The sequence below is a fragment of the Prosthecobacter sp. genome, assembly GCF_049294395.1.
In the GTDB taxonomy this organism is placed as follows: Bacteria; Verrucomicrobiota; Verrucomicrobiia; order Verrucomicrobiales; family Verrucomicrobiaceae; genus Prosthecobacter.
The window spans coordinates 1-25,424 of sequence record NZ_JBAQCR010000217.1; the positions used below are offsets into that span (position 1 = coordinate 1).

Consider the following 25,424-nt stretch of genomic DNA (forward strand, 5'->3'; position numbering starts at 1 on the left):
GGGCTGGCCGGGGCGGTAGTGCAGCGGTTCGTGCCAGCGCTGCAGCTTCCACCCGGCTTTGGTTTCCAAACCGATCTTCTCGTGCTTCCACGCGCCGAGGGTCGCGCCGGAGACGACAGGGCCTTGATAAACGAAGGTGGTGCCTGCGGCGGGCAGCGCGGTGAGGGCCGAGAGCGCGGCGTAACCCAGCTCGCGACCATTGCGATCCGCCACGGCGGTGTCACCGACGAAGCCTTCGCGCGGGCCGAGTTCGCCGCTGGCACCTTGCAGAAAGAGGCAGGGCGCTGCGGTCTCGCGCTCCACGAGTTCGCGCACCGCGCCGATGTAGTCGGGGCTGATGAGCGTGTTCTCCCACGCGAGCGTGGTGGGATGGCAGGCGTAGTTCACAATGCTGGCGAGCATCCGCCCGTCATCCGCCGTCACGCGTGCCACGATCACGCTGTTATCCGCAGGCACACCGGGATTGTGACCGCAGATGAACTGGCGGCCGTCCCAGAAGTCGCGCTGTGTGGCCAGACTGCAGCGGCCACGACCATAAACGATGCCCGCTGGTTGCAATGACGCGATGCATTGCTGCACGAGCTGGCCTGCTTTCCCGCCCAGCGCATGCAGGTAGGGCGGAATCAAATCGCCCCCGGGCAGCGTGGCGCGGTCCAGCCCCATGAGGCCTGCGCCGTGGGTGTGGGAGAAGACCACGAGCACCTCCTCCGAGGCCACGCCGCCGACTGCTGAGGTTTGCGCGACGAGCTGCGCATGCTCCGTGGCTCCCATCACGCAATGATCCAGCGCGAGGAGGATCTGCCGCCCTTTTCCCTCCATGGCGGCAAACACCGCCACCGTGGCCCGCAGCGGCCGGTGCACCCCGGTGGCGCGCTCATGTTTCGCCGCGCCCCACATGCGGTGGTAGATGTCCGCTGGAGGCGTGATGTCACACCACGCGAGCGCAAAGCGGCAACGGCTTTGCGGTGTGGGGTCTTCGGTGCGGGAGGGCTGGCGCATGAGACTTGGTAGAATGATGAAGGGTAAAATGCGGGAAAGGCCCGAATCCTTCAAAACATCCTTTTACCCGCCATTATTTTACCGCCGGCTGCTTCGTTCTGCCATGAAGCTGTCTGCCTGTCCTTCTGGTCTGTTTATCATACCAGAGAGTATTTGACTATCTGGCTGCGTAGTTCTGCCATGAAGCTGATTCTCTTCTCCTGCCTGGTTCTTTGCTCCTTCTCTGCATTTGCTGCCGACGCCATCGACATCGGCTCCCGGCGCGAGCTGTTTGTGGATGATTTTTTGATCGACAAACTCAGTGGCAAGGCCGAGCAGCGCCTGCATCATCCGCAGATCCAAGAGATCGCGCTGGTGCATGACCTGCCGTGGGAGGGCAGCGGCAGCGGCTATCACAGCGTCTTCAAAGACGGCGACAAGTACCGCATGTACTACAAGAGCTGGCAGCTCACCGTGACGCCGGGCAAGGTGAACACCGGCGAGCATCCGCTCTTCACCTGCTACGCGGAGAGCGACGACGGCATTCACTGGCGCAAGCCGGAGCTGGGCCTGCATGACTTCAAGGGCTCCAAGGCCAACAACATCGTCATTCCCCATGGCAAGATGGGCAAGGTGGATCCCGACGGTGGTCATCCTGCCGTTTTCAAAGACGAGAATCCCGCCGCGCCTGCGGACGCGAAGTACAAGGCCATCGTGCGCTCCAATTCGCCGAAGGGACTGCTCGCTTTGAAATCACCCGACGGTCTGCACTGGTCACCGATGGCGGATGAGCCCGTCATCACCGATGGCGCATTTGATTCGCAGAACCTCGCATTTTGGGATGCGCACAGCGGCCAGTACCGCGCCTACTGGCGCTACTTCACCAGCGGCACCACGGATGAAAAGAACTGGAAGCCTTCCGGTGATCGCGCCATCCGCACCGCGACCTCGAAGGATTTTATTCACTGGGAAAACCAGCACGATCTGAGCTACGTCGATTCACCCAGCGAGCAGCTTTACACCAACCAGGTGAAGCCCTACCACCGCGCGCCGCATCTGCTCCTCGGCTTCCCCACACGCTACACCGAGCGCGGCTGGTCGGACAGCATGCGTGCGCTGCCCGAGCACGAGAACCGCGAATGGCGGTCCAAGGCCAGCGACCGCTACGGCATGGCCATCACCGAAGGGCTGTTCATGAGCAGCCGCGACGGCGTGAAGTTCAAGCGCTGGAACGACGCCTTCCTGCCGCCCGGCATCGAACGCCCCGGCACCTGGAACTACGGGCATCAGTACATCGCGTGGCATCCTGTGGAAACGAAGTCGGCACTCGAAGGCGCACCCAATGAGCTCAGCTTCTACGCCACCGAAAGCTACTGGACCGGCAAGAGCAGCCAGCTCCGCCGCTACACCCTGCGCATGGACGGCTTTGTCTCCATCCGCGCTCCGATGAGCGGCGGCGAACTGACCACCAAGCCCCTCACCTTCACCGGCAAGGCCCTCACGATGAACTTCGCCACCTCCGCCGCCGGCGGCATTCAGGTCGAAATTCAAGACGCCACCGGCAAACCCATTCCCGGCTTCGCCCTCGCCGACACCACCCCGACCTTCGGTGATGCCATCAACCGCACCGTGACTTGGAAAAGCGGTGGTGATGTGAGCGCACTTGCGGGGAAAACCGTGAAGCTTCGCTTTGTGCTGAACGACGCGGATTTGTACTCGATTAAGTTTGAGTGAGGCCAGCTTACCCAAACTGCCTCGGGTCATGATTTCTTGAGAGAATAGCGACAGAATCTCGCCGATGGAATTGGCGGAGGTTTGTGCCAGCGCTACGCGGTTCCGGACCTGTCGTGATCAGCCTTGGGAATCGCTCTAACTCTGATGCATGGAATGAGCCTGTGCCCTCACAGACTCATCCGCACATCATCTTGTCAATGACAGGAGGTTTTTACACCTTCGCCAAAATCCCATTGAACGTCGCGCTCGGCCGCAGCGCCGCATCAGCCTTCGCAAGGTCAGGCTTGTAGTAGCCGCCGATTTCGACGGGATTGCCCTGCACGGCGAGAAGTTCGGCGACGATCTTGGTTTCGTTGGCGGTGAGTTCTTCGGCGATGGGCTTGAACTTGGCCTGCAGTTCGGCATCGGCGGTCTGAGCGGCGAGGGCCTGGGCCCAGTAGAGGGCGAGGTAGAAGTGGCTGCCGCGGTTGTCGATGGTACCGAGCTTGCGGCCGGGGCTGCGGTCGTTTTCAAGGAACTTGCCGGTGGCGGCGTCGAGGGCGTCTGCGAGCACCTTGGCCTTGGGCAGGCTGAAGTTTTCGGCGATGTGCTCGAAGCTCGGGGCGAGTGCGAAGAACTCGCCGAGGCTGTCCCAGCGGAGGTAGTTTTCTTCGAGGAACTGCTGCACGTGCTTCGGCGCGGAGCCGCCGGCACCGGTTTCAAACAGGCCTCCGCCGTTCATGAGGGGAACGATGGAAAGCATCTTGGCGCTGGTGCCGACTTCGAGGATGGGGAAGAGGTCGGTGTTGTAGTCGCGCAGCACGTTGCCGGTGACGGAGATGGTGTCTTCACCTTTGACGATGCGCTCGAGCGAGAAGGTGCAGGCGTCAGCGGGCGTCATGATGCGGATGTCGAGCCCGCTGGTGTCGTGGTCCTTGAGATACTTCTCCACCTTGGCGATGATCTGGGCGTCATGGGCGCGGGCCTTGTCGAGCCAGAAGATGGCGGGCGTGCCGGAAGCGCGGGCGCGTTTGACGGCCAGCTTCACCCAGTCCTGGATCGGCGCGTCCTTGGTCTGGCAGGCGCGCCAGATGTCGCCGGCTTCAACGGTGTGCTCCAGCAGCACAGCGCCTGCGCTGTCCGTCACGCGAACGGTGCCGTCGGCGGGGATTTCAAAGGTCTTGTTGTGGCTGCCGTACTCTTCGGCGGCCTGGGCCATGAGGCCCACGTTTGGCACGCTGCCCATGGTCTTGGGATCCAGCGCGCCGTTCTTTTTGCAGAAGTCGATCACGGCCTGGTACACACCGGCGTAGCAGCTGTCAGGGATGACGGCCAGCGTGTCCTGCTCCTTGCCTGCGGCGTTCCACATCTTGCCGCCGCCGCGGATCATCGCGGGCATGGAGGCATCGACGATGACGTCGCTCGGCACATGGAGGTTGGTGATGCCTTTGTCGCTGTTCACCATGGCCAGCGCGGGGCCGTTGGCGTAGGCGGCCTTGATGTCGGCCTCGATCTCGGACTTCTTGTCCGCAGGCAGCTTGGAAAGCTTCGCGACGAGATCGCCAAAGCCGTTGTTCAAATCGACGCCGATTTCAGCGAATACAGCGCTGTGCTTGGCGAGGAGATCCTTGAAGAACACACGCACCGCATGGCCGAAGATGATGGGATCGCTCACCTTCATCATGGTGGCCTTCATGTGCAGGGAGAAGAGCACGCCGTCCGCCTTCGCCTTCGCGATCTGGCTTTCGATGAAAGCGACGAGCGCCTTCTTGCTCATGAGCGTGGCGTCGATGATTTCGCCGGCCTTGAGCGGGGTCTTGTCCTTCAGCACCTTGGTGCTGCCGTCCTTGCCGATGAACTCGATCTTCACGTCTGTGGCGGCGGGCACGCAGACGGATTTTTCGTTCGAGAAGAAGTCGTCCTTGCCCATGGTGCCCACGCTGGTCTTGGAATCAGCGCTCCACTTGCCCATGGAGTGCGGGTGCGCCCGGGCGTAGTCTTTCACGGCCTTCGGCGCACGGCGGTCGGAGTTGCCCTCGCGCAGCACGGGATTCACGGCACTGCCCATGACCTTGGCGTAGCGGGCCTTGATGTCTTTCTCGGCGTCCGTCTGCGGGTTTTCCGGGAGATTCGGCACGGCGTAGCCTTTGCTCTGCAGCTCGGCGATGGCGGCCTTGAGCTGTGGCTGGGAGGCGGAGACGTTGGGCAGCTTGATGATATTCGTGGTGGGCTCCTGGCAGAGCTTGCCGAGGTAGGCGAGGTCATCGGACTGCTTCTGCGCATCCGTCAGGAAATCGGGGAAGTTTGCCAGGATGCGGCCTGCCAGGGAGATGTCGCGCGTTTCGACCGTGATACCGGCGGGCTTCGTGAAGGCCTGCACGATGGGCAGGAACGAAAAGGTGGCCAGCAGGGGGGCTTCGTCGGTCAGGGTATAAATGATCTTCGCGGACATGATTTAGAGGGGGAGAATTGAGAGAGGCAGAGCTAAACGAGACCATGCTCCGGCGCAATCCCAAGGTGCGTCGCGGCGCACTGAAAACAAGAGAAGCGGACCCGTTTGGGGCCCGCTTCTCCGCAGATGTTGCCTAGGCGATGCGCCGACTCAGCACGCGGGTGCTGGCTGGCCCGTGAGCAGGGCGTCCATTTTGTCCATGCAGGTGTTCCAGCCCTGGCTGTGATTGCCTCTGCTTTCGGCTGATGGGAAGCCGCTTTGGGTGAGGCGCAGCTCGGTTTGATCCCCGCTGGCGATGAACTCCACGGACACGACCGATTCGCAGCCTGCCCATTCCTCATCGCCTTCATATGTCCAGGTGAAAACCACCTTGGCCGGCGGCGTGATCTCACGATAGACGCCTGTGACGATGAAGGTCTCCCCGCTCTCCGGGGCATGGGTGACGAGGCGGTAGCTGCCGCCGACGCGGAAGTCCGTGGTGCAGGTGGTGGTTTTGCCGCCGCAGCCAAACCATTGGTCCATGTACTGGGGGGTGGTGAAGGCGGCAAACACGCGCTCGCGCGGGGCTTTGAACAGGCGTGTGAGGTTCAGAGTGTCGGATTCGGTGGTGGTCATGGGTGTGGAACGGCGGTGCGGTGCAATTAGTTAACCAAAAGGTTAACAATGCAAGGGCGATTTTCTGGCAAGCTTGACCGCCAAAATTCCGCTCACCGCAAGACGCCGCGAATGGCAGGCACCAGCAGCTCCGCGACGAGCTGCTGTCCGAGGTCATTCGGGTGCATGCCGTCCAGCAGCATGCCCTCGATGGTGGTCTGATGTTTGGCTGCGAAATCCGGGTAGGCCGCGCGGACATCCACCAGCGGCACTTTCAGCTCTGCGGCGAGCTGGCGCAGGGCTTCGTTGTAACCTGCGAGCGTGGCGGAGTCGAAGCCGTCTTCGGCAGCGGGATTGTAGGGCGGTTTGCCATACAGCTCGCGGAGCTTGGAGGTCCAGCGCAGCGGATTGGTGGTCATGAGGATGACCTTGGCCTTCGCCTGCTGGGCGGCGGCGATCATGCGGCGCAGATTGCTGAGGTATTCGTCCAGCGGCACGCGGGATGCTGTGGCGGGAGGGGTCTTCCACACATCCACGCAGGAGTCATTGATGCCGAACTGCATCACGACAATGCGTGGCTGGTACTTCAGCACATCGGTTTGCAGACGCTTGAGCGCATCACGCGTGGTGTTGCCGGGGATGCCTGCATTGTGCACGCCAAACGAGGAGCCGATGCTTTGCAGCATGGTCTCCACCCGCGTGGCATACACCTTCAGGCTGCCGCGCGGCGCGGTGGTGGAATCGCCAAACATGACAATGCCGCCGGGTTTGGGCTCCTTCTTGGGCGGTGGGACAAACACAGGGATCTCACCGGCACCGAGGTCGGCGGTGTTGATCTTCATCCGCAGGCCGCCCTGCATCGTGGTGATCCACAGCTCGCCGGGCTTGCGCTCGTAGAGGTAGGGATACGACACCCGGCCACCCGGCACGTAATTCGCCGCCACGATGACGGGTTTGGACCATGTGGCCGTTTCATCGTCCGAAAAGGCGAGCGACAGCTCCACCCGGCTGGAGCCGCTCTTCGGATCATGCCGCGGCGGTGCATTCCACAGCAGCGCGATGCGTCCGTCGCTCAAACGCGCCATCTGCGGGCAGCAGGTGACGGAGGCGATCTTCGTCTGCTTCAGCCCCTCCCATTTCAAACCATCGCGCGAAGTCGCCTCCCAAAGGAAGCCCGACTCCGTGCGCAGGAGAAGGTAGAGCGAGCCGTCTTTGCGCTCAATGACCGTGCCTTCGAGGGAGCCCGCGTGATCGTGCGTACCGACGCCGTAGTCGAGCATGTCGCCGCGCTGCCAGCTTTTGCCGAGATCGTCCGAAGCCCACATGACCGTGGCATGCCGCCACTGCGGGATGATCTCCTGCCCCACGAGCACGATGCGGCCCGACTTCATCTGGATCATCGAATGAATGCAGCCGCACCATGGCGTGCTGAGCAGCACGGGTTTTTCCCAGGTTTTGCCATCATCGGTGCTGCGGCAGGAGTACGTCGGCAGCACAAAGGCCTTCCAGTCCACGCCCGGCTCGCCCCAGTGCCAGCCTTTGGGCTCCTTGCGCTCCGCCCCGTTCATCCAGGCGGAGATGATGACACCTTCGCGGGTGCGCAGCAGCGCACGCTCGTTGCTGACGCTGAACTTCGCCGGTTCGGCAAACAACGGCGTGGTGCTCCATGTGCGGCCCTCGTCCGTACTGCGCAGCGCGTTCTTGGCATCAATGCACAGCACGCCGCCGTCTGCCGTGGTGACAAACGGCCCTTGATGCGTGAAGGGCAGCGCCGCCGCCTTGGGATGCAGCGTGGGTGATTCAGCGGCAAAGGCAGTGGCGGTGATGCCGAGGAGAAGCGTGAGGAGTCTCATGGTGGTTCATTTCTACGCGTTAAAACAGGAGCTTGTACTCATGGCGCTCTGGTTCTGTAAGCAGACCAGCTGCGCGAATAATTCCGCCCTTAAAGAGCGCCTCCTTCAGGGGCAAGTTCTCTCGTGAACTCAAACCAAGGTTCAGCATCCTCAGTCTGCCACAGCGATGTGGCAAGCTGGCTCGGAAATCGTGGGTTTTGGCGGAGCGCTGATCGAAGGGCAGGAGTGCCCATCGTACTTTTCCTCAGGCGATCACATTCTCACCGCGATTCTCCTTCTGCTGCAGCGTCACCGGCCAGCCTGGGAACTGATTGCCTGGCTTGCCATCGGTCGCATCAATGAGGAAACGGAAGGACTCAATGAAGTAGGTCTTCTTCACTGTGTCAAAGGTGATGAAGCCAAAGCCACTGCCCTTTTCATGCGCCTTGTCGTAACGGTTCGCCGCCTTGCCGACCTCGGGATTGCCCACGGCATAGACGTAGGCCTTGTTGCCGAGACCTTCGATGAACTCGCCTGTGTCCGGCAGGCCATGCTTGGGCCGGTTTTCATGCGGCATCTTGAGCTCATCCGGCCGCCACCAGCGGGGATAACCGGCGGAGATGGCGGGTGTGCAGAAGGACCAGTTGCTGTCGCGCTGCTTGTCCACGCCGTACTGCGTCAGCGTGGTGAGATGCTGGTCGCCATTGATATGCAAAGCCATGGAGGGGCGCATGATTTTCACGGCACGATTGCGCGGCGTCTGCGGCCAGCCGCCTGAATCGAGATCGGCCTTCAGGTAGCCATCGGGCCCGCCATGATGCGTCGCTACATTCGCAAACACCGTCTGGCTGAGCATGGCCTTCAGCGTGTGCCCGCGCCAGTCCTGCGCCCACTTTTTGAGGAACTCCTCCTGCCGTTCGCCGAGCAGCACGAGGCCCGGCTTGTCGAGCGTGGAGGTGTCAAAGTTCGGATCCGGCACGTGGTCTGCGCGGCCAGCGCCCGTCTCCACATGTTCCGGCCCGCTCTTCCACTGGCGGTCGGCGATGATCGCGAAGCTCACGCCGCCATAGACCATGTCGCCATAATACACGCTGATGTCCTGCTGCACCGGCTTGGGATCATACGCATCCGGATGATGCGCCACATTCGTCTTGTGCACCACATTGACCATGCGCGCGGGTTCGATGTAGCCGCCTTTCGAGGAGGCGCCCGTGTCGCCCACGTCCATTTTCTTGCCGCCCTCGCCCCAGATGTTGCCTTGAAAGACATCATGATCATCCGGCAGGCACAGGGTGGGTGCATTGCGCATCACTTCGCGGAAGGCCCAGCCGTGCTGGTAAAACTTGCGCAGGTAGTTCAGGATCGCGGGTTCAGCGGGTTCACGGATGATGCCAAAGCCGCCGTGGTTCTCATAGATCTGGTCGCCGGAGAAGAAGACGAGATCAGGATCGAGCTTGAGCAAATTTTTCGCCACGGGGCCGTAGGGGAAGCCGTAGTCGTTCTGACAAGTCAGCGCCGCCATGCGCAGCGGGCGGCCTTCAGGATTGGCTTTGATGGTGCCGGTCCATTCGTGCGGCGTCTCGCTGCCGTCCGTGTGCTTTTCGCGATAAACCAGCTTGTACGGAGCGGCCTGCTTCTGGTTCCATTTGGGAATGCGGAACGTCGCCACCCATGCATCAGGATCCAGCTTCGCCTCGCCAAGTGATTTCCATTTGCCACCCTGTTGCACCTGCAATTCGACCACCTGACTGTCCTTCGCACCCATGGGACCTGTGAGCGCGCTGAGCTTCATCACAAAGCCCTCGTTCGTGCGTGAGTCGCTCAGCGAGTACATTGACCACAGCAGCAGTCCAAACTGGTTGCCCAGCGTCACGGTGAAGGCGCTGCCTGCCATGGTCCAGTTTTGAAACCGGTAGCGTCCTCCTCCTGCTGCACCCGCCTTGCCCTTATTTTTCTTTGCCCCAGCCACAGCACCGGCGGCGAAGTTGTTGGCGATGGAGACATTGCCGAGAATCTCCTCTGCACGGAAGGGGTGCGAGATCGTCCCCAGCTCCACGCCAGAGTCTGCGATATTGGCCGTGAGTGTCACCATGCACTTGTCTCCTTCAGTCGCGCCCTTGAGAGTCAGCCGCAGCTGTTTCAAAGCGTTGCCGTCTTTGAGCGGAGCGGTCTTTGGGCCCAGAACCAGTTGATCGCCCTGCCACCCGGCATTGATGCCCTTCTGCACAAAGCAGTTGCTGCGGTATTCGTTGATTTCACTGCGCAGGCCAATGCGGAAGCCCGCGCCGCCGTCGGCTTTGCCGATCTCCAGACGGGTCAGCGTCACGCTCATCGTGAAATTACCGCCTTGCGTCAGTTGATGCGTCAGTGAATGCACGCTGCGGCCACCGCCCATGCTTAGGCACTCCGCACCGCCTTCGCTCACGCGCCAGTCTTCCATGGGATTCGCCCAGAATTCACCGCCGAGAAACACACGGTCATGCGTTTTGGCCCAGGCATCCGTTGGTGCGTCGGGTTTGGCCGGAGCGGCAGGTGCGTTGTCACGGGTGCCGAGCCCCATGAGTGTGCCTGCTGTCATCAGCTTGAGTCCAGTGCGTCGGGAGATGTTCCGTTTCATGAGTCCGATGCAACGATGACGAAGGGGCCCGCCCATCATCAAATTTGGTTTTTATGAGGGCGGACAGACCCAATAATGATCGAGTGCGTGTTGAATGTGAGGGCGATCAAATTCCTCGTCGGGGTCGTTCAAGAGAAAGAGCAGGAAGCTCCGCACACTAAGTCGCTGCTCAGGTGACAGGAGATCGAATTTGGTATGATCGACTACAGCTGCATGGGCCAGATGAAACGTCATGCCCATGCGATCGCCGCCCTGCAGATTCAAAATAAGAAAGGCAGGCAGATGAAACCGCATTCCTTCAGCATCGAAGAAGCTTAGACTGCTATGGCAGCGATTCAGCTCCTCGGCGGTGATGCGCCTCCAGTCTTCTTTTTCATCCTTTTCTCGATAGGCAGCACAAGTCACCTCATCTGCATAATCATCCAGACCCTGGGCCTGAAGCAGGCCGACACCTGAGCCGAGCGTCACTCCATGGAATGCCGTTTCAATGACCTCGCATAGTTTCAGCGCCTCCTTGCCCCGTTCCATCTGCTGCACTGCCAGCCTGCTCGTTTCGGCTTCATAGCCTCGCGTCTTCATTTCAGCGATCTCTGCGGCTGTCGGATAATTCATGAGCCCGATGCAACGTGAGTCACGATCCACACTCATCAGCGAATTTTGACTTTTTTCTCAACTGCCTGCCGGAGCCTCAGAGGCGACGCGTCGATAGATTTCCTTCGCCGCCTCATACGCGCGTTTGGCGTCTTCCCGCTCTGCCGGGGCGATGTTTTTCTCCCGCACGCGCCAGAGCTGCTCAATGCAGCCGAGGCACCACTGCGCACTGCGGCGTGAGGCGCGGATGGGTTGTTCTGCGACTAAGACGTTCACCGGGTTCGTGTGAAGCTGTGGAAACTGCCGCACCGCCACCCAGCTGCTGCGGGGGATGTCTGCGCTGAAGGTGATCTCATGAATCTGATCATCTGCAGGCACCTCGCGCATGGACACGGGCTGACCATTCACGATGAGCTCCACCTTGCGTTTGCCGCCGGCATAGGGCTGCGCTGCGGTGACATCATGATAGTTCACCGTGTCACCGGTCAGACGTGCACCTGCGACGGGTGTCGCGCCGCCGTAGGCGATCTCCAGCGGTGTCTCAGAACTGAACGCCACTTTGACGCTGACCTTCACGCGTCCCGGCTGCGCGAGCTTCACTTCACCGCCTGCGGTTTGTCCCTCGACCGCAAAGTTCAATGCGTGGGCGTAGCCATCGCTCACATAGGTGTCGCGACCGTGAGCCATGGCCTCGCACCACTTCGTGAAATCAATGCGGTCGGTCTTGCCGAGCTGAACATACGTGCGGCCCTGGCCCACGCGGGTGCCGCTCATGCAGGGGAAGTCGGTTTCGCCGGCGGCTTTGAGGGGAAAGCCGCAGTTCATGAGGTGGTACCAGGTGTTCCACTCCAGCAGGCGTGCTGTGTCCATCGCGCTGATGAAATCACACACGCCATGCGCGGTGGTGACGAAGATCTCATGGCCGCCCGCGTCGGGAATCGCGACATTCGGCAGGAGATCCAGCACGCGCTCATGGCTGCTGATGAGTTCGGCTTCGTTGAGTCCGCCATCGTGGTCGGCATCGATTTTATCAAACGGCTCCGGCAGCAGCGCACTCTGTGCTTCAGCCGCCGTGAGCCGCGCATCCTTGCTGGCATCGTAGAGATCAAGCAGGCGCTTCGCCGCCGTGGCGGAGTTCACCTGCATGCCGCTGCCAGAGTGCGGATAGCCGGTGAAGCCGCCCTGCTGCTTGGTCCAGCGCAGCGCGGGCAGGGTCCAGGTGGGCCAGCCTTTGATGCCATCGGCACCAGGATACACCAGCTCCCTCAGGTTCAGCAGACACACATGGCCCAGCGCCGCCGAGCCAAAGCCGCTCACTTCCATGTCATATTTCATCTGCGTCAGCGGCTCGCTGAAGAGATCGACCTTCGGGCCGAAGAACTGGCGCTGATAGTCGAAGCAGTAGCCCCAGGCGAGCACGCAGCCGACATTCAACCCCTCGCCCTTCACCTGCTGAAACATGTGCTCCGGCCGCATGCCTTCGGAGGGCGAGGTGTAGTGCGCGCAGCCGGCGGCGTGGATGTGATGATCCCCGCTGTAATACCCAAAGTCCCCCGCATGGATCCAGCGTTCGAGTTTCACAGGCAGCGTGGTTTCCTTCACTGCGGGAATCATCACCTTCGTCTTCACCGTGCGGTATTCAGGGCCGCGTGAGGCCTCCATCGTGAATTCTCCCTGTGGCAGCAGGACGGTGCCGCCGCTTGGGCGGTACAGGTGTTTTTGGAAAAAGAAATCCGGCGCAAGACGACGTGCCTGCGGTGGAAAGACATGGCCTTGGGCATCCGTGAAAGTCAGCCGCGCCGTGGTGGCCTGCCCGTCGAAGTCCTGGATGTCGAGCTTCACCGTCACTGCCGGTGATACTTGAAACAGGACCGGGACCTCCGCGCGGAAGCCAAGATCCTGCGTTCCCTGGCCGATGTCGAAGACGAGCGTGGCCTCGCGTTTGCTCGCCTCGCTCGAATAGACAAGTGCGATGGCGTATTCGACTTCCAGACCGCTGAGGTTTGCGGTCATCGGCGGTGAATCGTACACACTCACTTCCAGAAAGCGGTCGGCTCCCTGCGTGTTCTCGTTTTCCCGCAGATGCGTCTGCCGCTCGCGCTCCATGGTGCCCTTGGCCACGCCAGCGTAGGAGGGCCCGGCCTGCGGGCTGCTGATCTGCAGGCGCGCCACGCTGGTGGCGTGGTTGATCACCTTGATCAGCACAGGCGTGTAGCCTGCCTGCTGCACCTGCGCGGTGGCCGGGCCGCGCTGCGCCTTCACGCGTGATTCGGGGCTGATGTCCACCACGCACAGCACCTGCGGATCCAGCGCAGACTGCACGCCTGAGCCATCACGCGCCGTGATGGCGGTCTGCAGTTTCGTGCGCATTTCGTCCGCGAACGGCCTGCCGAGAAAATCCAGCGCCTGAACGACCCGCTGCGCATTCGCCGCCAGCGGCTGGCCTTCCACTTCGATCACTGGCAGCGACTCAGCGTAGGCTGCGAGGGAAAGCGTCACAAAAAGGGCGCAGAATTTGTTCATGACCTCTATACGTCACGAACACCCGCATCTTGGATCACGGGCCAAATTGCACAGGCGTGCTCACCATCGCATCGCGTTCATCGCTGACGGTGATGAACCAGGTGTTCGCCTCGGCGGGTGGTTTGGGGGCGGTGATGGTGCCACCCTTGATCGTGGCGGGGACGGATTCCCATTCGCGTTTGGAACGCAGGCCGGTGTCGGTGGTGTAGTTGAGCTCGGCTTTCTTGAGAGGCACTTTGCTCTCGCAGGTGGCGGTGACGTTCTCACCAGACACGCTTGGTGCGCCCGGATTGGGCAGGGCATCACCGCCACGGCATTTTGAATCGATGAACAGTGCGATCTCCTTCGGAGCCCAGCCAGGAGGATGTCCATGCGGCATCTTGATCTGGATACGGATGTGCTTCTCGCCGGGGACGGCGTTGTAGCTCTTCATGTAGCTGTCGAGCACGTAGTGGACGTCGTTGGTGCCATTCACAAAGAGGATGGGCACATGGCAGCGTGGCAGCAGGCTGCCGGGATCGTATTCCTTCACCCACAGCGCGCGGTGCTCGGGGTCCAGCTTGTCGATGCTGGGCTTTTGCACGGACTCACCTTCATGCAGAAAGCCGCAGCCATAGACGGGCACGGCGGCTTTGAAGCGATCATCCAACGAAGCCACGAGGCAGGTCGTGTAACCGCCCCAGCTGATCCCGGTGACGGCGGTGTGCTCCGCATCCACCTCCGGGAAGCTGCGCAGCAGGGAGTGCGCGCGCATCACGCTCGCGGCGGCGTGGAAGGGCCAGTCGTCGCTCGTGTCAGGGGTGAGGACGCAGTCGAATTTTTCGGGATGACCGTGCATCGGGCCACCATTCGGCAGGCGTGTGCGCACACCGCGGTGACCGTTGCCAATCGCCATGCCGGTCTTGGGATCAAACTCGGGCTCAGGTGGGCGCGAGCCGCTCAGATCCATCGCGATGGCGGCGTAGCCGCGCTTGGCCCACAGGTGCACCCAGTCGGCGAAGGCCGTGCCGCCACCGCCGTGAATGAGCACCACGCCGGGGAACTTGGTGCCGGGCTTCGCCTCCCCCAGCGTGATCGGTGAGGCGTAAAACGCGAAGACCTCGGTGTCTTTGCCCTGGTACTTCTCGCCCGCATAGGTCAGCGAATGAATCGGCTGATCCTGCCGAACCCACTTCATGGCGGGCACGTTGTTTTTGAGGGCATCAAGATCCCAGGGGCCGACTTTTTCGGCATGGAGTGATGTGGCGAGACAAACAGCGGCGGTGAAAAGAGAAAACCTCATGGCGGAAGATCAAACGCTCCCGCCAAGTCAATTCAGCATCTTTTTTCTACCGCTTGGGCACGCGGTTGTTCTCCTCGTGCCACGGACGGATCACGGCGACATCAAAGCTGGCAGCACGCGAACTCTCCCGAACAAGGTGGCATTCGAATTCATGCTCATGCTCTGGTTCATCGTGGCACCCGTGCCCTCCAGAACCGCCGATACGGGAACCCAGTTTTTGAGATCACTGGACGATTCCACGATGTAGAGGCGTCCGGCCTTGGATTTCCAGGTCAACACCAGTTCGTTGCCGGGTACAGCATGCGAAATGCTGGGCGCCGTCTCCAGTCGGTCCAAGGCGGAACGAGGGTCCGTGCCAGCTTTGAACTCGGCAAGGTCGGTCATTCCATCCCCATCGCTGTCAGAGGCGGCCGTGGCGGCGGAAAGACTGCCGTAGAACTGCATTTCCCACCAGTCGGCAATGCCATCGCCATCAGAGTCGGCAATGGTGAAGGAAGCCTCATGGATGCGGCTGACTTCCGAGCCTTTGACGGAGATGGCGCGGATTTTGCCACTCCAGCTCATGCGGACGGGAGCCCCGGAGACAAGCCATGGGCTGGTGAAATCTGGTGCCGAGCCATCGACAGTGTAGTGGATTCTGGTGGTGGGATCCGCCGCACCGATGACCACACCCACCGGCTGGTCAAAGCTGCCCCCGGGCGGCGTGAAGGTGATCGCCGGCTGCGCAGCCCATGCGGAGACGGTGCCGGTGGCCGGGCTGGAGATGATCAGCGCATCATCGACCACGGCAGGGCTTCCTCCGCGGTTCAGCGTGGCGAGCAGCACTTGGTCGTAACGGCCAAAGACAAAGGTGTTGCTGGCAGAGGCGGCGATGACGAGGTCATCCGTGACAATGGGCTGGCCGGAAAGGTAGGTGCCGGATGGCGTGTCATACGTGGTGATGAGGCTGCCATCCGCTGCCAGACGAGCCTGGACGACGTTCCCACTGAGTGCAAAGACGGTGCCGTTGGAGATGGCAGGAGTGCCGGTGAAGTCGCCATTCACAGACCAGACGACAGTTTGGGTGTCGAGATTGATGCAGGTGAGATCTTCATCGTAATAGACGGTCGTGGGGCTGTCGTTGACGAGATAGGCGCGGCGGCTGTCCAGCGCGGTGGTGCGGTCCATGCTGTAACCAAAACCGCCCCAGCCAAGAGACCGGGTCCAAAGGACGGCACCAGTCGAAGGATTATGGCGGACAAAGTCGCCATTCACAAAGGCGTAAACTTCGGAGTCCAAAATGGAGGGCGTCCATCCGGATGATTGTGGCTTGGTCAGAAAGAACTTCTGCAAACCGTCAGCGAGAGCGAAACCATAGATGCCGCCATAGGTGCCGCCATTGACGAAAACACCGAGATTCGTCACCGCCGGCGCCATGTAGTTCTCCGACTGCGCGGCAAAAGGTGCAGACCAGGCGGTGGTGCCGGTGTCTTCCTGCAAGGCAATAAGCTGGGAGTCGCCGCTATGATTGCCGCGCTGCACATACACACGTCCGTCATAGCAGGTGGGCGGATTCATGGAGTAGGCACTGGCGAAACTGCTTGACCAAAGCTGGGCGCCACTGCTGGCATCAATGGCGACGACGCGGCTTAAGGAGTCGCGGAAGGAGGCGAAAATCCTGCCGCTGGCGCTGACGACGGGCTGCAGGTTGTTGCCGCTGCTGCCCGTGCTATAGCTCCAACGCTGAGCCCAGCCGGTGCGGCCAAGTGCGGATGAGGAGTAGCCCGTATGTGCGGGGCTGTTGCCAAAGGTGGGCCAGGCCCCCGTGATGTTCTCCACAATGGAGATGACGACGTTCGCACTGGCGGTGGCCCCTGACGGATCGGTGATGGTGTAGCTGAACTGGGTGCTTCCCACGGCCACATCTGAAGGCGCACGATAGCACAGCGTGCCGTCTGAATTGAAGGCGACCGTGCCAAGCGTCGGCTGCGTGAAGGAAACAACGGTGAGCAAATCCCCGTCCACATCGAAGTCGTTGAGCCGTTCACGGAGAGGGCTGACGATCTGCCCCGGCTGCGCCACACGAGCATCCGCACGCGCAATGGGCGCATCGTTGACGGGCTGGACTATGACGGTGGCCGTGACTGGGGCGGAAACAGCCTTTCCATCGCTGGCCGCGAACTGGAAGCTCGTCAGAGGTGAGCCAAAGCGGTCGGCAGCTGGTTGGTAGATGACTTTGCCTGCTGCATTGGTGACCAGGGTGGTTGCTGTAGTGATGGGGGTGCCGACAGAGGTCCCATCACTTGTTTGATACAAGGTGCCGAGGGTTGGCAGGGTGGAGATCACAAAGTTCACAGAGTCATTGTCCGCGTCCGTGGCCTGCAGCGTGAAGGTTACGCGCGTATCCTCCGGTGTTGTGGCGGTCTGCGCCAGAGCCACCGGTGAGTGGTTCAGTGCATCTGGCACACCGAAGGCACGAATGATGCCGTTACTGGAGGCAATGTAGAGGGATTCACCAGCGAGGCTGATGTTGCCGCCAAAAGCGATGGTCTGGCGCAGGGCATGGCTGCCGAGATCGAAGACATAGGTCTTCGTGGCCGAAGAGGCGATGACGGAATCGTTGGTGACAATAGGCTGCACGGTGAGACCGGTGTCCGTCCCCGGCAGAGGGTACACTCCAATGTAAGCACCCGTGGTGGCATCATAGGATTTGATGGAGTTGCCATTGGAGATGGCAAACACGGACTGATGTGCCAGAGCAGGTGTGCCAGTAAACTTGCCCCGCACTTTCCATGCAGCCGAATGAAGGACGAGATCCACGCAGATGAGTTCTTGATCACCAGCCGGAATGGTCACGGAGTCATTGACGAGGTAGGCCCGGTCGTTCAAACAAGCTGCGGTCCGATTCATGGAATACCCCCCTGACCAGCCAAAATTCAGGTTCCACAGTGTGGCACCAGTGGTCTTGTTATGACTGCGGAAGACGCCTTTCACGAAGGAATACAGACCATCATTGTAAAGTGTGGGCGTCCACTGGTCATATTGGTCAAGGCTCTGGAAAAACAACTGCGCCCCGGATGATGGATTGAAACCATACATGCCCCCGTAGTTCCCACCATTAATGTAGACACCCGAGGCATCTGCTGCAGGGGCATAGTAGGTCTCAAATTGAGCGGAAAAAGGGGAATTCCAGAGTGTGGCACCGGTTGTCGCATTCAGATTGTAGAACCGGCTGTTGTAGCTGTTGCCGTTTTGCATGAAAACGTTCCCATTGAACCAAGTGGGGGGATTTGTGGAGGTCCCTGAGGGAAAGTTTGACCTCCACAGCTCCCCACCCGAGGCGGTGTCCACTGCGACCAAGCTCTGAGCTGTCAGACCATTAAAGTTTATCAGGCTGGCATAAACGCGCCCCTCGGCGATGGCGAGCTGTCTGGCGGCATAGGTCTGGTTTGACTGCCAGCGCTGCGTGAAGATCGTCGTGCCGAGCCGGATGGGCTGGAAGCCTGTGTGATCCGGACCCGCGCCAAAGGTGGGCCAGGCGCGACCCAAGGTGGTGCTGAGGGTGATGCTCACCGTGCCGGTGGCATGCACATCTGCAGCATCGCGAATCATGTAGGTGAAGGCATCCGTGCCCGTGGTGAAGCCCTCATCGGGAACATACTGCAGAGAGCCGTCTGCACTCTGCGTGACCTGCCCCGAAGTGCCTTGGGTGAAAGCCACCACCGAGAGCAGATCCCCGTCCGGGTCACGATCATTGGCTTCGGGGCGGAAATTCAGCAGGGGCTCGCCCGGACGAAGGGCCACAAGGTCAGAGACTGCCACTGGAGGGTCATTGACCGGCGTGATGTTGACGGTGATCGTGGCTGTAGCGGAGGAGGAGATTTGATCATGCGCCGTGAAGGTGAACGACCCGGCGCCTGCACCAAATACATTGAACGGGGCCTGGTAAATGATGGCACCAGTGCTGTTAAGCACCTGGGCCGGCACTTGGTTGATCACGGCCCCCTTGGTGGAACCGTCGGTCGTTTGATACAGAGTCCCCTGTGTCGGAAGTGTGCGAACCACATAACTGAGCACTTCTCCATTGCCATCCGTGCCTTCGAGTTTGATGGCGACCTCCGCCTCCTCAAGAATACCAACTTGAGCCGCCTGCGCAACGGGTGCCAGATTCGTCGGTACGCCTCTGCCATAGACGTGCACTTTGTTATCCGCGCCGGAAAGGTAAAGGAGATCGTTGGCGACGGCGATCTGACTGCCGAAACTCAGCGTCTGAATCAATGCGCGCGTAGCGAGATTGAAGATATAGGTCTTGCTGGAGGAACCGATCATCAGAAGGTCGTTGCTGACTACAGGAGCTCCGTTCAGGCTGGTTTCCGTGCCGGCGGTGTAATCGGCCACTGACCGGCCACTGGAAGCATTGAATCCTTTCACCACGCCACCGCTGCATGCGTACACGACGCCGTTGGAGGCGGCGGGAGTGCCGGTGAACGCCCCTGAGACACGCCACGTCACCGCCGGCCCTGCAAGATCGACACATACCAGCTCGCTGCCGCTTGCAGTATTGTTTACGACATAGGCTTTGCCAGAGTCCAGACAGATAACCCGGTCCATCGACCAGCCGGACCAATTCCATCCGAGATCCAGCGTCCATTGAGAGACGCCGGTGTCGGGATGATGCTGGCGCAGCTTGCCTTCGACAAAAGAATACACCTGCCCGTTATAAACTCCGGGTGTCCAACGATCATATTGAGCCAGAGTCGAGTTGAAAAACTTCTGTGTTCCCGTCGTGCGGTCAAACCCGTAGATGCCCCCGAAAGTGCCTCCGTTAATACACACACCAAGATCCGACACCGCCGGCGAGTAATGTCGGTAACCCTGACTTCCATACGAAGTACTCCACAGGGCGGCACCGCTTGCCGCATCGAACGAACGAACGCGATAGTCATTGGTAACCGCATGCTGGATGTACACCTTGCCTTGATAAAAGCTGGGCGGATTCACACCGCCTGCGGCCATCTGCGCGCGCCACACTTCTGCGCCAGTGCTTTCATTTAGCGCAATCAAATAGCTGTATCCATTGACGCTGTCCGTAGGAGCCACGAAGACTTTTCCTCCAGCCACTGCGAGGGGTGTCATGGCAATGGTGGAAGCGTATTCCCACCGCTGGACCCAGGTCTGCGTCCCAAGCGAACCAGGATAGCGTCCAGTATGATCCGGCCCATTGCCGAACTGCGTCCACTCCGTGCCATAGGAGGCACTGACGAGAACCTGCACGACTCCTGTAGATCTCAAGCCCGCACCATCTTGAATCGTGTACTGGAAGCTGTCGGAGCCTTCCTGGAAATCCGCTTGTGGCACATAGCGCAGGGAGCCATCTCCATTCTGAGTGAGAGAGCCCTTGGACGGAGTGGTGAAGGAGACGGTCTGCAGCACCTCGCCATCCACGTCCACATCATTGGCTGCCGGCAGGCAGGCCGCCAGGGTGTTGCCTGGTCGCAGATAGATCGTGTCATTCACCGCGATGGGAGGGTCATTGACATTAGTGACATTGATCGTGGCTGCGGCCTCGGTGGAACTGATCTTGCCGTCGTTAATCCTGAATTTGAACGTTGTGTAGGGGGTGCCAAAACCATCAGGCGCAGGGCGGTAGATCACCTTGCGCGCCGGGTTTTGTACGATGACGGGCACTTGGGTGATCGGATTCCCCACCTGCACGCCGTCCGTGGTCTGGTAGAGAGTGCCTTTGGCTGGCAGGGCAGTGATGAGACCGGCGAGGGGATCGCTGTCAGCGTCTGTCCCAGGAAGTGTCAGGGTGACGGTCTGATCCTCCACGCAGGTAGCGGTCAGCGCCGTGGCGACGGGGGAGGTGTTGATCAATGCGGCGTAGCACCGCAAAACTCCATCGGTTCCTGCCAGCAGCAGATAGCCGTTGCTGAGGCTGGGGATGCCCCCGGCGGCGATTGTCTGGATTTTTGTGCCGGTGCTCAGATCGTGAACGGCAGTGCTCGTCGCGGAGGAGGCAATGAGAGCATCGTTGGTGACAATGGGCTGGTAGGTGCCGTAGGTGCCGATCCCCGTGGTGTAGGTCTTCTGCAGGGTGCCGGTGGCGGTGTCGTAGGCCTTGACATTCCCTGAAGTGTCAAAGGCATAGACCGACGCTCCAGCCACGGCTGGCGTGCCGATCAGGACACCCGGCACACGCCAGCGCACAGCCTGGGTGGTCAGATCAATGCAGACGAGTTCACCACTCGATGCGGAACTGACATTTACGACGAATGCTGCACCCGAGGCGATGGCCATGGTGTGAGATATGGTCGTGTGCATGTTTGCCCAAATCAGATCCACCATCCATTCGACAGCACCCGTGGCCATGTTGTGCTGGCGGAACTTGCTGGTGACGAAGGAATAGACCTTGCCATTATAGACACCGGGCGTCCAGCCGTCGCCTGTCTCCAGAGTGTTGTTAAAGAACTGCTGGCTGCCCGTTGTGCGGTTAAAGCAGGCCACGCCGCCGATACTGAAGCCGCTGCTCATAAACACTGATGTGTCAGTGACTGTCGCGGGCATATAGCCGGACGACAAACTTGAGAGATTGGAGGACCAATTCAGCGCACCACTGCCCGCATTGATGCTGACTATCTCAGGAGAATCCGTGTAGGTGGTAGATTTCGAACGTTGCACATATAATGCGCCACCAAAATAGGCGGGGCCATTCATCTGGTAGGCTTGGACAGGCCATGTTTTTTTCCACGCCAGGAGCCCTGTGGCCAGATCCACCGCGCTAACCTGCGTTTCGTTGTAATAGATGTTCGGCGTCGCAAAGACTCTTCCTTCCCCAATGGACACCTGATTGAGTGCCTGCGGAGCCACCTGCAGCGTCCATGCCTGCGAAAACGTCTGCCCGTTCAGGGTACCCGGATAAAAGCCGGTGTGCGCCGTGTTGCCGCCAACCATGGGCCAGGGCCCGGCGGCCAAGAGGCCCACGTACACGGTCACCGTGGCGGTGGCGCTGCCTCCGGCACCATCATTGATGGTGTAAGAAAAGGAGTCCTGCCCGCTGGTAAAGCTGCCGCTGGGGGTGAAGCTCAGCGTACCGTCCCCATTGCTGGCCACGGTTCCTTTGAGACCCTGGGTGAAGGAACTGACCGTCAAAGTCTGGCCATCGGGATCGATGTCATTCGCCAGCACCGTGATGGGCGTGATCATCTGCCCCGGCAGGCCCGAGGCAAAATCATTGAAGGCCACCGGGAGGTCATTCACCGCCGTGACATTGAGAGTCACCGTGGCCGCTGTGGACTGGGAGCGCTTGTCATTCATTGCAAACTGGAAGCTGGTATAAGGCGTGCCGTTCTCGTTCGGCGGCGGCACAAAGATGACTTTTTTCGCGTTGTTGGAAACGATCGCCGGCACTGTGACAATGCGTTCGCCCATGCTGGTGCCATCGCTCGTCTGGTACAGGCTGCCCTGGGCAGGCAGCGTCTGAATTTGCGCGGTGAGGGCGTTGCCATCCACATCACTGCCTGTAAGCGTGATGACCGCCTGCGCATCCTCGTTCAGCGTCACTGTCTGCGCGTCCGCCACGGGCGGTGTGTTGGGCTGCTGCTGCACCGTCATGGTCACCGGCACGGACACCACGGGGTTGGCAGGATCATTCGAACTGATGTCAATCTGGCCCAGATAATCTCCCGCAAGCTTGCCGGTCGCATCAAAGGTCACGGTGAGTGTGGTGGACTGCCCGGGTGCCAGCGTGGCGCCGGTGGGTGTCTGGGACAGCCAGTTCAGGCTTGCATCCATCATGCGGATGTCATCCCACCAGGCTTCGGACCCCGTGCTGAAGTTATAAAGCCACAGCTGAGATACTTCGTCCACATACGCCGCATTCCGGAATGGAATGTTGGCCTTCACCAGCGTGCCGTTGACGTAGTAGTCGAAATTTTTCGCCGTCCAGTCGAGATCCTGAAACTCGACGTGGTACCACACATTGGCCTGATAGCTGAAGGTCTCGTCGCCGCCGACGTCGCCATTGACGTAAAACTTGCCTGAACCCCGTGCAAAGAACCAGATCAAGTCATCACCATAGGTGCCGTCTGTGAGCACGAAGTAGCCATCATGAGTGGTCGTGGAGCCGGATCTCACCCAGAAGGAGATGGTTTTGGGCTTGGAGCCAGGGCTGAAGTCACGGTTGATGCCATGAAAGTGATCGGTGCTTCCCTGGTAGTTGTAGTGAAAACTCTTGCTGCCTGAGGCGGCCGTGCTGGACACGATTTCTCGTGTGCCGGCACCGGAACCGTTTGCCCATCCGTTCAAGGTGCCGCTTTCGAAGCCGTCCGAAAATGGCAGTGGCGTCGATCCCGACGCGATGCGCATGAGCTGCTTCACGCCTGCAGGCTGCGTCTCGGCCGCCGCATCCAGCACACCCAGAATCGGCGGAGCCTGAATGCTGGCCGTGCCCGGGTCCATTGAAAGCACCGAGCTGCGCGGCACCGAATTGACGTCAAATGTCAGCGGCTGGTCACCATTGTTGGTCAGCGTCAGGGTTTTCGTGGCCACCGCATCCTCATACTGGGTGGAGGCAAGGGTGGAAGGTGCAACCTGGATGCGAGATTTCCCGAGCGCAAAATCAACCGCGGCAGGATTTGGCGGCACAGTCACGGAGGTGCTCGCGGACGGATTGTAGCCGGGCGCTGTGGCGCGGAACTCATAAGTTCCGTCGGTAAGTTTCACACTGTAGGTGCCATCGGCCGCCGTCACGACGCTGCCCGTGGACGTCCCGGTGTAGTTGATCAAAGCTGCTGCGATGCCCGAGCCGCCCGTCACCGCCGTCACCCGGCCGGACACGGTGCTGCTGGTGAAAACCGTGAGCTGTGCCTGGGAGGTCCACGCGTGGCCGTCGGTGTCCGTCGTGTTCAAAATCAGCGAAAAAACATGCGGCGTAGGGGTGTCTGCGGCGATCCGGATGAGAAAAGGCGTACCTCCGGTGGACGCGGTGCCACCCACGGCAAGATCGCCCCACGAGTTGCTGCCCTGAAGCACGGTCACCTTGTTCCCCGCAGACGTCACCGTCAGCGTGCTCGCGGCGCCCTTGGCAGTTTTCGCCCCCACATTTTTCAATGTCACCGCCAGCGTGATGTCCTCGGCGGGATTCAGCACACCGTCGTTGTTGCCAGCACCTCCCTGCAGGCCGCTGTCGGAGGCCTGCAGTGCAGTCAGTGTCACATACGGCTCCGATGCGATGATCAAGGCGCGTGCCAGGTTCATGCGCCCGTTCGCCGCCACCTTGCCGGTCATCCCCGCCACCCCATCGACATTGCTCATCAGCGAGCTCTTGATGTCCGACCAGTTCATCGCGGGACGGGCTGATTTGATCAAGGCACAGGCGCCTGCCACGTGCGGACACGCCATGGAGGTGCCGCTCAGCGTGCGGTAACCACCACCCGGACTGGTGGAGTAAATGCTCACCCCAGGTGCCGCCAGATCCACCGTGGTGGCACCATAGTTGGTGAAGCTGGCCAGCACATCCGCGTTGTCGCTGGCGGCCACGGAGATGATGTTCGCCGAGTCATAGGAGGCGGGATAGGAGGCAGACAGGTCCGTGTTGATGCCGCTGTTCCCTGCCGCCGCCACAAACAGAATGCCGGCCGTCCCTGCGGCGTCGATCGCATTTTTCAAGGTCTGCGAATAGCCGCCACCGCCCCAGCTGTTGGATGTCAGGGTCACGTGGTTCGCCGTCGCATACAGCACGGCCTCGATGGCGTCTGAGGTCGAACCTCCGCCGCTGCCGGAGAGGAATTTCAGCGCCATCAGCCGCACCGTATGACAAACCCCGGCGACTCCGATGCCGTTGTCTCCCACCGCGCCGATGGTCCCTGCACAGTGCGTCCCGTGATAATGGTCATCGGCCGGATCATTGTCATTCGACACGAAATCCCAGCCCCGCATGTCGTCGATGTAGCCATTGCCATCGTCATCAATCCCGTTCCCCGGGATTTCGCCGGCATTCAGCCACATGTTTGCCGCCAGATCAGGATGGGTATAGTCAATTCCCGTGTCGATGATGCCGACCACGACGGCAGAGCTGCCCCGGGCGACATCCCAGGCCTCCGGCGCGTCAATGTCCGCGTCGCCCACTCCACCACTCTGGCCGGTGTTGTTCATGCCCCACAGGGAGGAGAAGGAAGGATCGTTCGGCGTCAGCGAAGCAAAGACCACGTAGTCCGGTTCCACGATCTGCATCGCAGCCCCGCTCAGCCGGAAATCCTTCAGCTTGATGTCGTACAAGTCCAGGTCAGAAGTGCCCGTTTCCACAATGTAAACCTGCGAATTCGGCAGATGCCTGCGCACCTTGCCGCCCAGGCCGTCCAGCACCGTTTGCAGCTCCCCGGCGGTCACTCCGTCTTTCAGCGTCAGCAGAAAATGGTCCGCCACCATCACCTTCTGCTCCTGCATGGTTTCCACCCCCGTCGCCGCATCACGTTTCCATGACTCCTCAATGCGCAGGAACGGGTATTTGAACTTTGCCTCCACCACCCGCTTCTTGGTGAAGTTTCCCTGCGCATCCGGCGGCGTGGCGCGTTCCTGCAAAATGCGCGCGTCTTGCAGGAAGCGGGCCCGCTCCGTAGTGGCCGCCAGATCCGCCGGCTTCTGCGGCGCGATATACGGTGCCGGCTGAGCTTTGACCTCGGGATTGGCCTCGCGGGTGCCAAAAACGGCGGGGGCAGCAGTCGGGGCAGGTTTTAAATTCGGCGGGCTGGATTTGAGCGCCCCGGCGTCCGCAGGGGGCTTGGACACTAAAGGTGGGGCAATTTCTCTTGTCCCAAAAAGGTACCATCCGACCAAGGTCAGCAGCACGAGGGTTAAAACAGG

10 protein-coding genes are annotated in these 25,424 nt (G+C 60.7%); 1 reads left to right on the forward strand and 9 read right to left on the reverse strand.

Features of this window, described 5'->3' with window-relative positions; genetic code table 11:
- On the reverse strand, positions 1 to 999 hold a 999-nt coding region (locus tag WAW39_RS14910), incomplete at its 3' end, for a hypothetical protein (protein ID WP_422319993.1).
- A gap of 180 nt (positions 1,000 to 1,179) precedes the next feature.
- On the opposite strand from WAW39_RS14910, the gene WAW39_RS14915 reads away from it, so the two are divergent.
- Positions 1,180 to 2,712, forward strand: coding sequence for a hypothetical protein (locus WAW39_RS14915; protein WP_422319994.1), 1,533 nt, complete (start codon positions 1,180 to 1,182; stop codon positions 2,710 to 2,712).
- 211 nt (positions 2,713 to 2,923) lie between these two features.
- Here the strand turns inward: WAW39_RS14915 and WAW39_RS14920 are convergent, their stop codons facing one another.
- The 8 genes from WAW39_RS14920 to WAW39_RS14955 form a co-directional block, all read right to left on the reverse strand.
- Positions 2,924 to 5,143 (reverse strand): NADP-dependent isocitrate dehydrogenase, encoded by a 2,220-nt coding sequence (locus WAW39_RS14920; protein ID WP_422319995.1) that lies wholly within the window; start codon positions 5,141 to 5,143, stop codon positions 2,924 to 2,926.
- A gap of 150 nt (positions 5,144 to 5,293) precedes the next feature.
- Entirely contained in the window at positions 5,294 to 5,758 is a 465-nt protein-coding gene (locus WAW39_RS14925) for an SRPBCC family protein (RefSeq protein ID WP_422319996.1), read from the reverse strand.
- A 92-nt stretch (positions 5,759 to 5,850) separates the two neighbouring features.
- A complete protein-coding gene (locus tag WAW39_RS14930) occupies positions 5,851 to 7,590 on the reverse strand; it encodes a GDSL-type esterase/lipase family protein (RefSeq protein ID WP_422319997.1) in 1,740 nt (579 codons plus the stop codon).
- Positions 7,591 to 7,834: 244 nt separating this feature from the next.
- Positions 7,835 to 10,186, reverse strand: coding sequence for an alkaline phosphatase D family protein (locus tag WAW39_RS14935; protein ID WP_422319998.1), 2,352 nt, complete (start codon positions 10,184 to 10,186; stop codon positions 7,835 to 7,837).
- 51 nt (positions 10,187 to 10,237) lie between these two features.
- Entirely contained in the window at positions 10,238 to 10,798 is a 561-nt protein-coding gene (locus tag WAW39_RS14940; protein ID WP_422319999.1) for a DUF6714 family protein, read from the reverse strand.
- 57 nt (positions 10,799 to 10,855) lie between these two features.
- A complete protein-coding gene (locus WAW39_RS14945; protein ID WP_422320000.1) occupies positions 10,856 to 13,300 on the reverse strand; it encodes a CehA/McbA family metallohydrolase in 2,445 nt (814 codons plus the stop codon).
- 34 nt (positions 13,301 to 13,334) lie between these two features.
- Positions 13,335 to 14,582 carry an alpha/beta hydrolase family protein gene (locus WAW39_RS14950; RefSeq protein WP_422320001.1) on the reverse strand — a complete coding sequence of 416 codons (1,248 nt, stop codon included), beginning with the start codon at positions 14,580 to 14,582 and terminating at the stop codon, positions 13,335 to 13,337.
- 90 nt (positions 14,583 to 14,672) lie between these two features.
- Positions 14,673 to 25,349, reverse strand: a complete 10,677-nt coding sequence (locus WAW39_RS14955; protein ID WP_422320002.1) for an Ig-like domain-containing protein — start codon at positions 25,347 to 25,349, stop codon at positions 14,673 to 14,675.
- Positions 25,350 to 25,424 lie beyond the last annotated feature (75 nt).

Coding starts and splice junctions, on each gene's coding strand:
- WAW39_RS14945 (WP_422320000.1), bottom strand. CDS start 13,300: ATGAACAAATTCTGCGCCCTTTTTGTGACGCTTTCCCTCGCAGCCTAC.
- WAW39_RS14935 (WP_422319998.1), bottom strand. CDS start 10,186: ATGAAACGGAACATCTCCCGACGCACTGGACTCAAGCTGATGACAGCA.
- WAW39_RS14915 (WP_422319994.1), top strand. CDS start 1,180: ATGAAGCTGATTCTCTTCTCCTGCCTGGTTCTTTGCTCCTTCTCTGCA.
- WAW39_RS14950 (WP_422320001.1), bottom strand. CDS start 14,582: ATGAGGTTTTCTCTTTTCACCGCCGCTGTTTGTCTCGCCACATCACTC.
- WAW39_RS14925 (WP_422319996.1), bottom strand. CDS start 5,758: ATGACCACCACCGAATCCGACACTCTGAACCTCACACGCCTGTTCAAA.
- WAW39_RS14930 (WP_422319997.1), bottom strand. CDS start 7,590: ATGAGACTCCTCACGCTTCTCCTCGGCATCACCGCCACTGCCTTTGCC.
- WAW39_RS14940 (WP_422319999.1), bottom strand. CDS start 10,798: ATGAATTATCCGACAGCCGCAGAGATCGCTGAAATGAAGACGCGAGGC.
- WAW39_RS14920 (WP_422319995.1), bottom strand. CDS start 5,143: ATGTCCGCGAAGATCATTTATACCCTGACCGACGAAGCCCCCCTGCTG.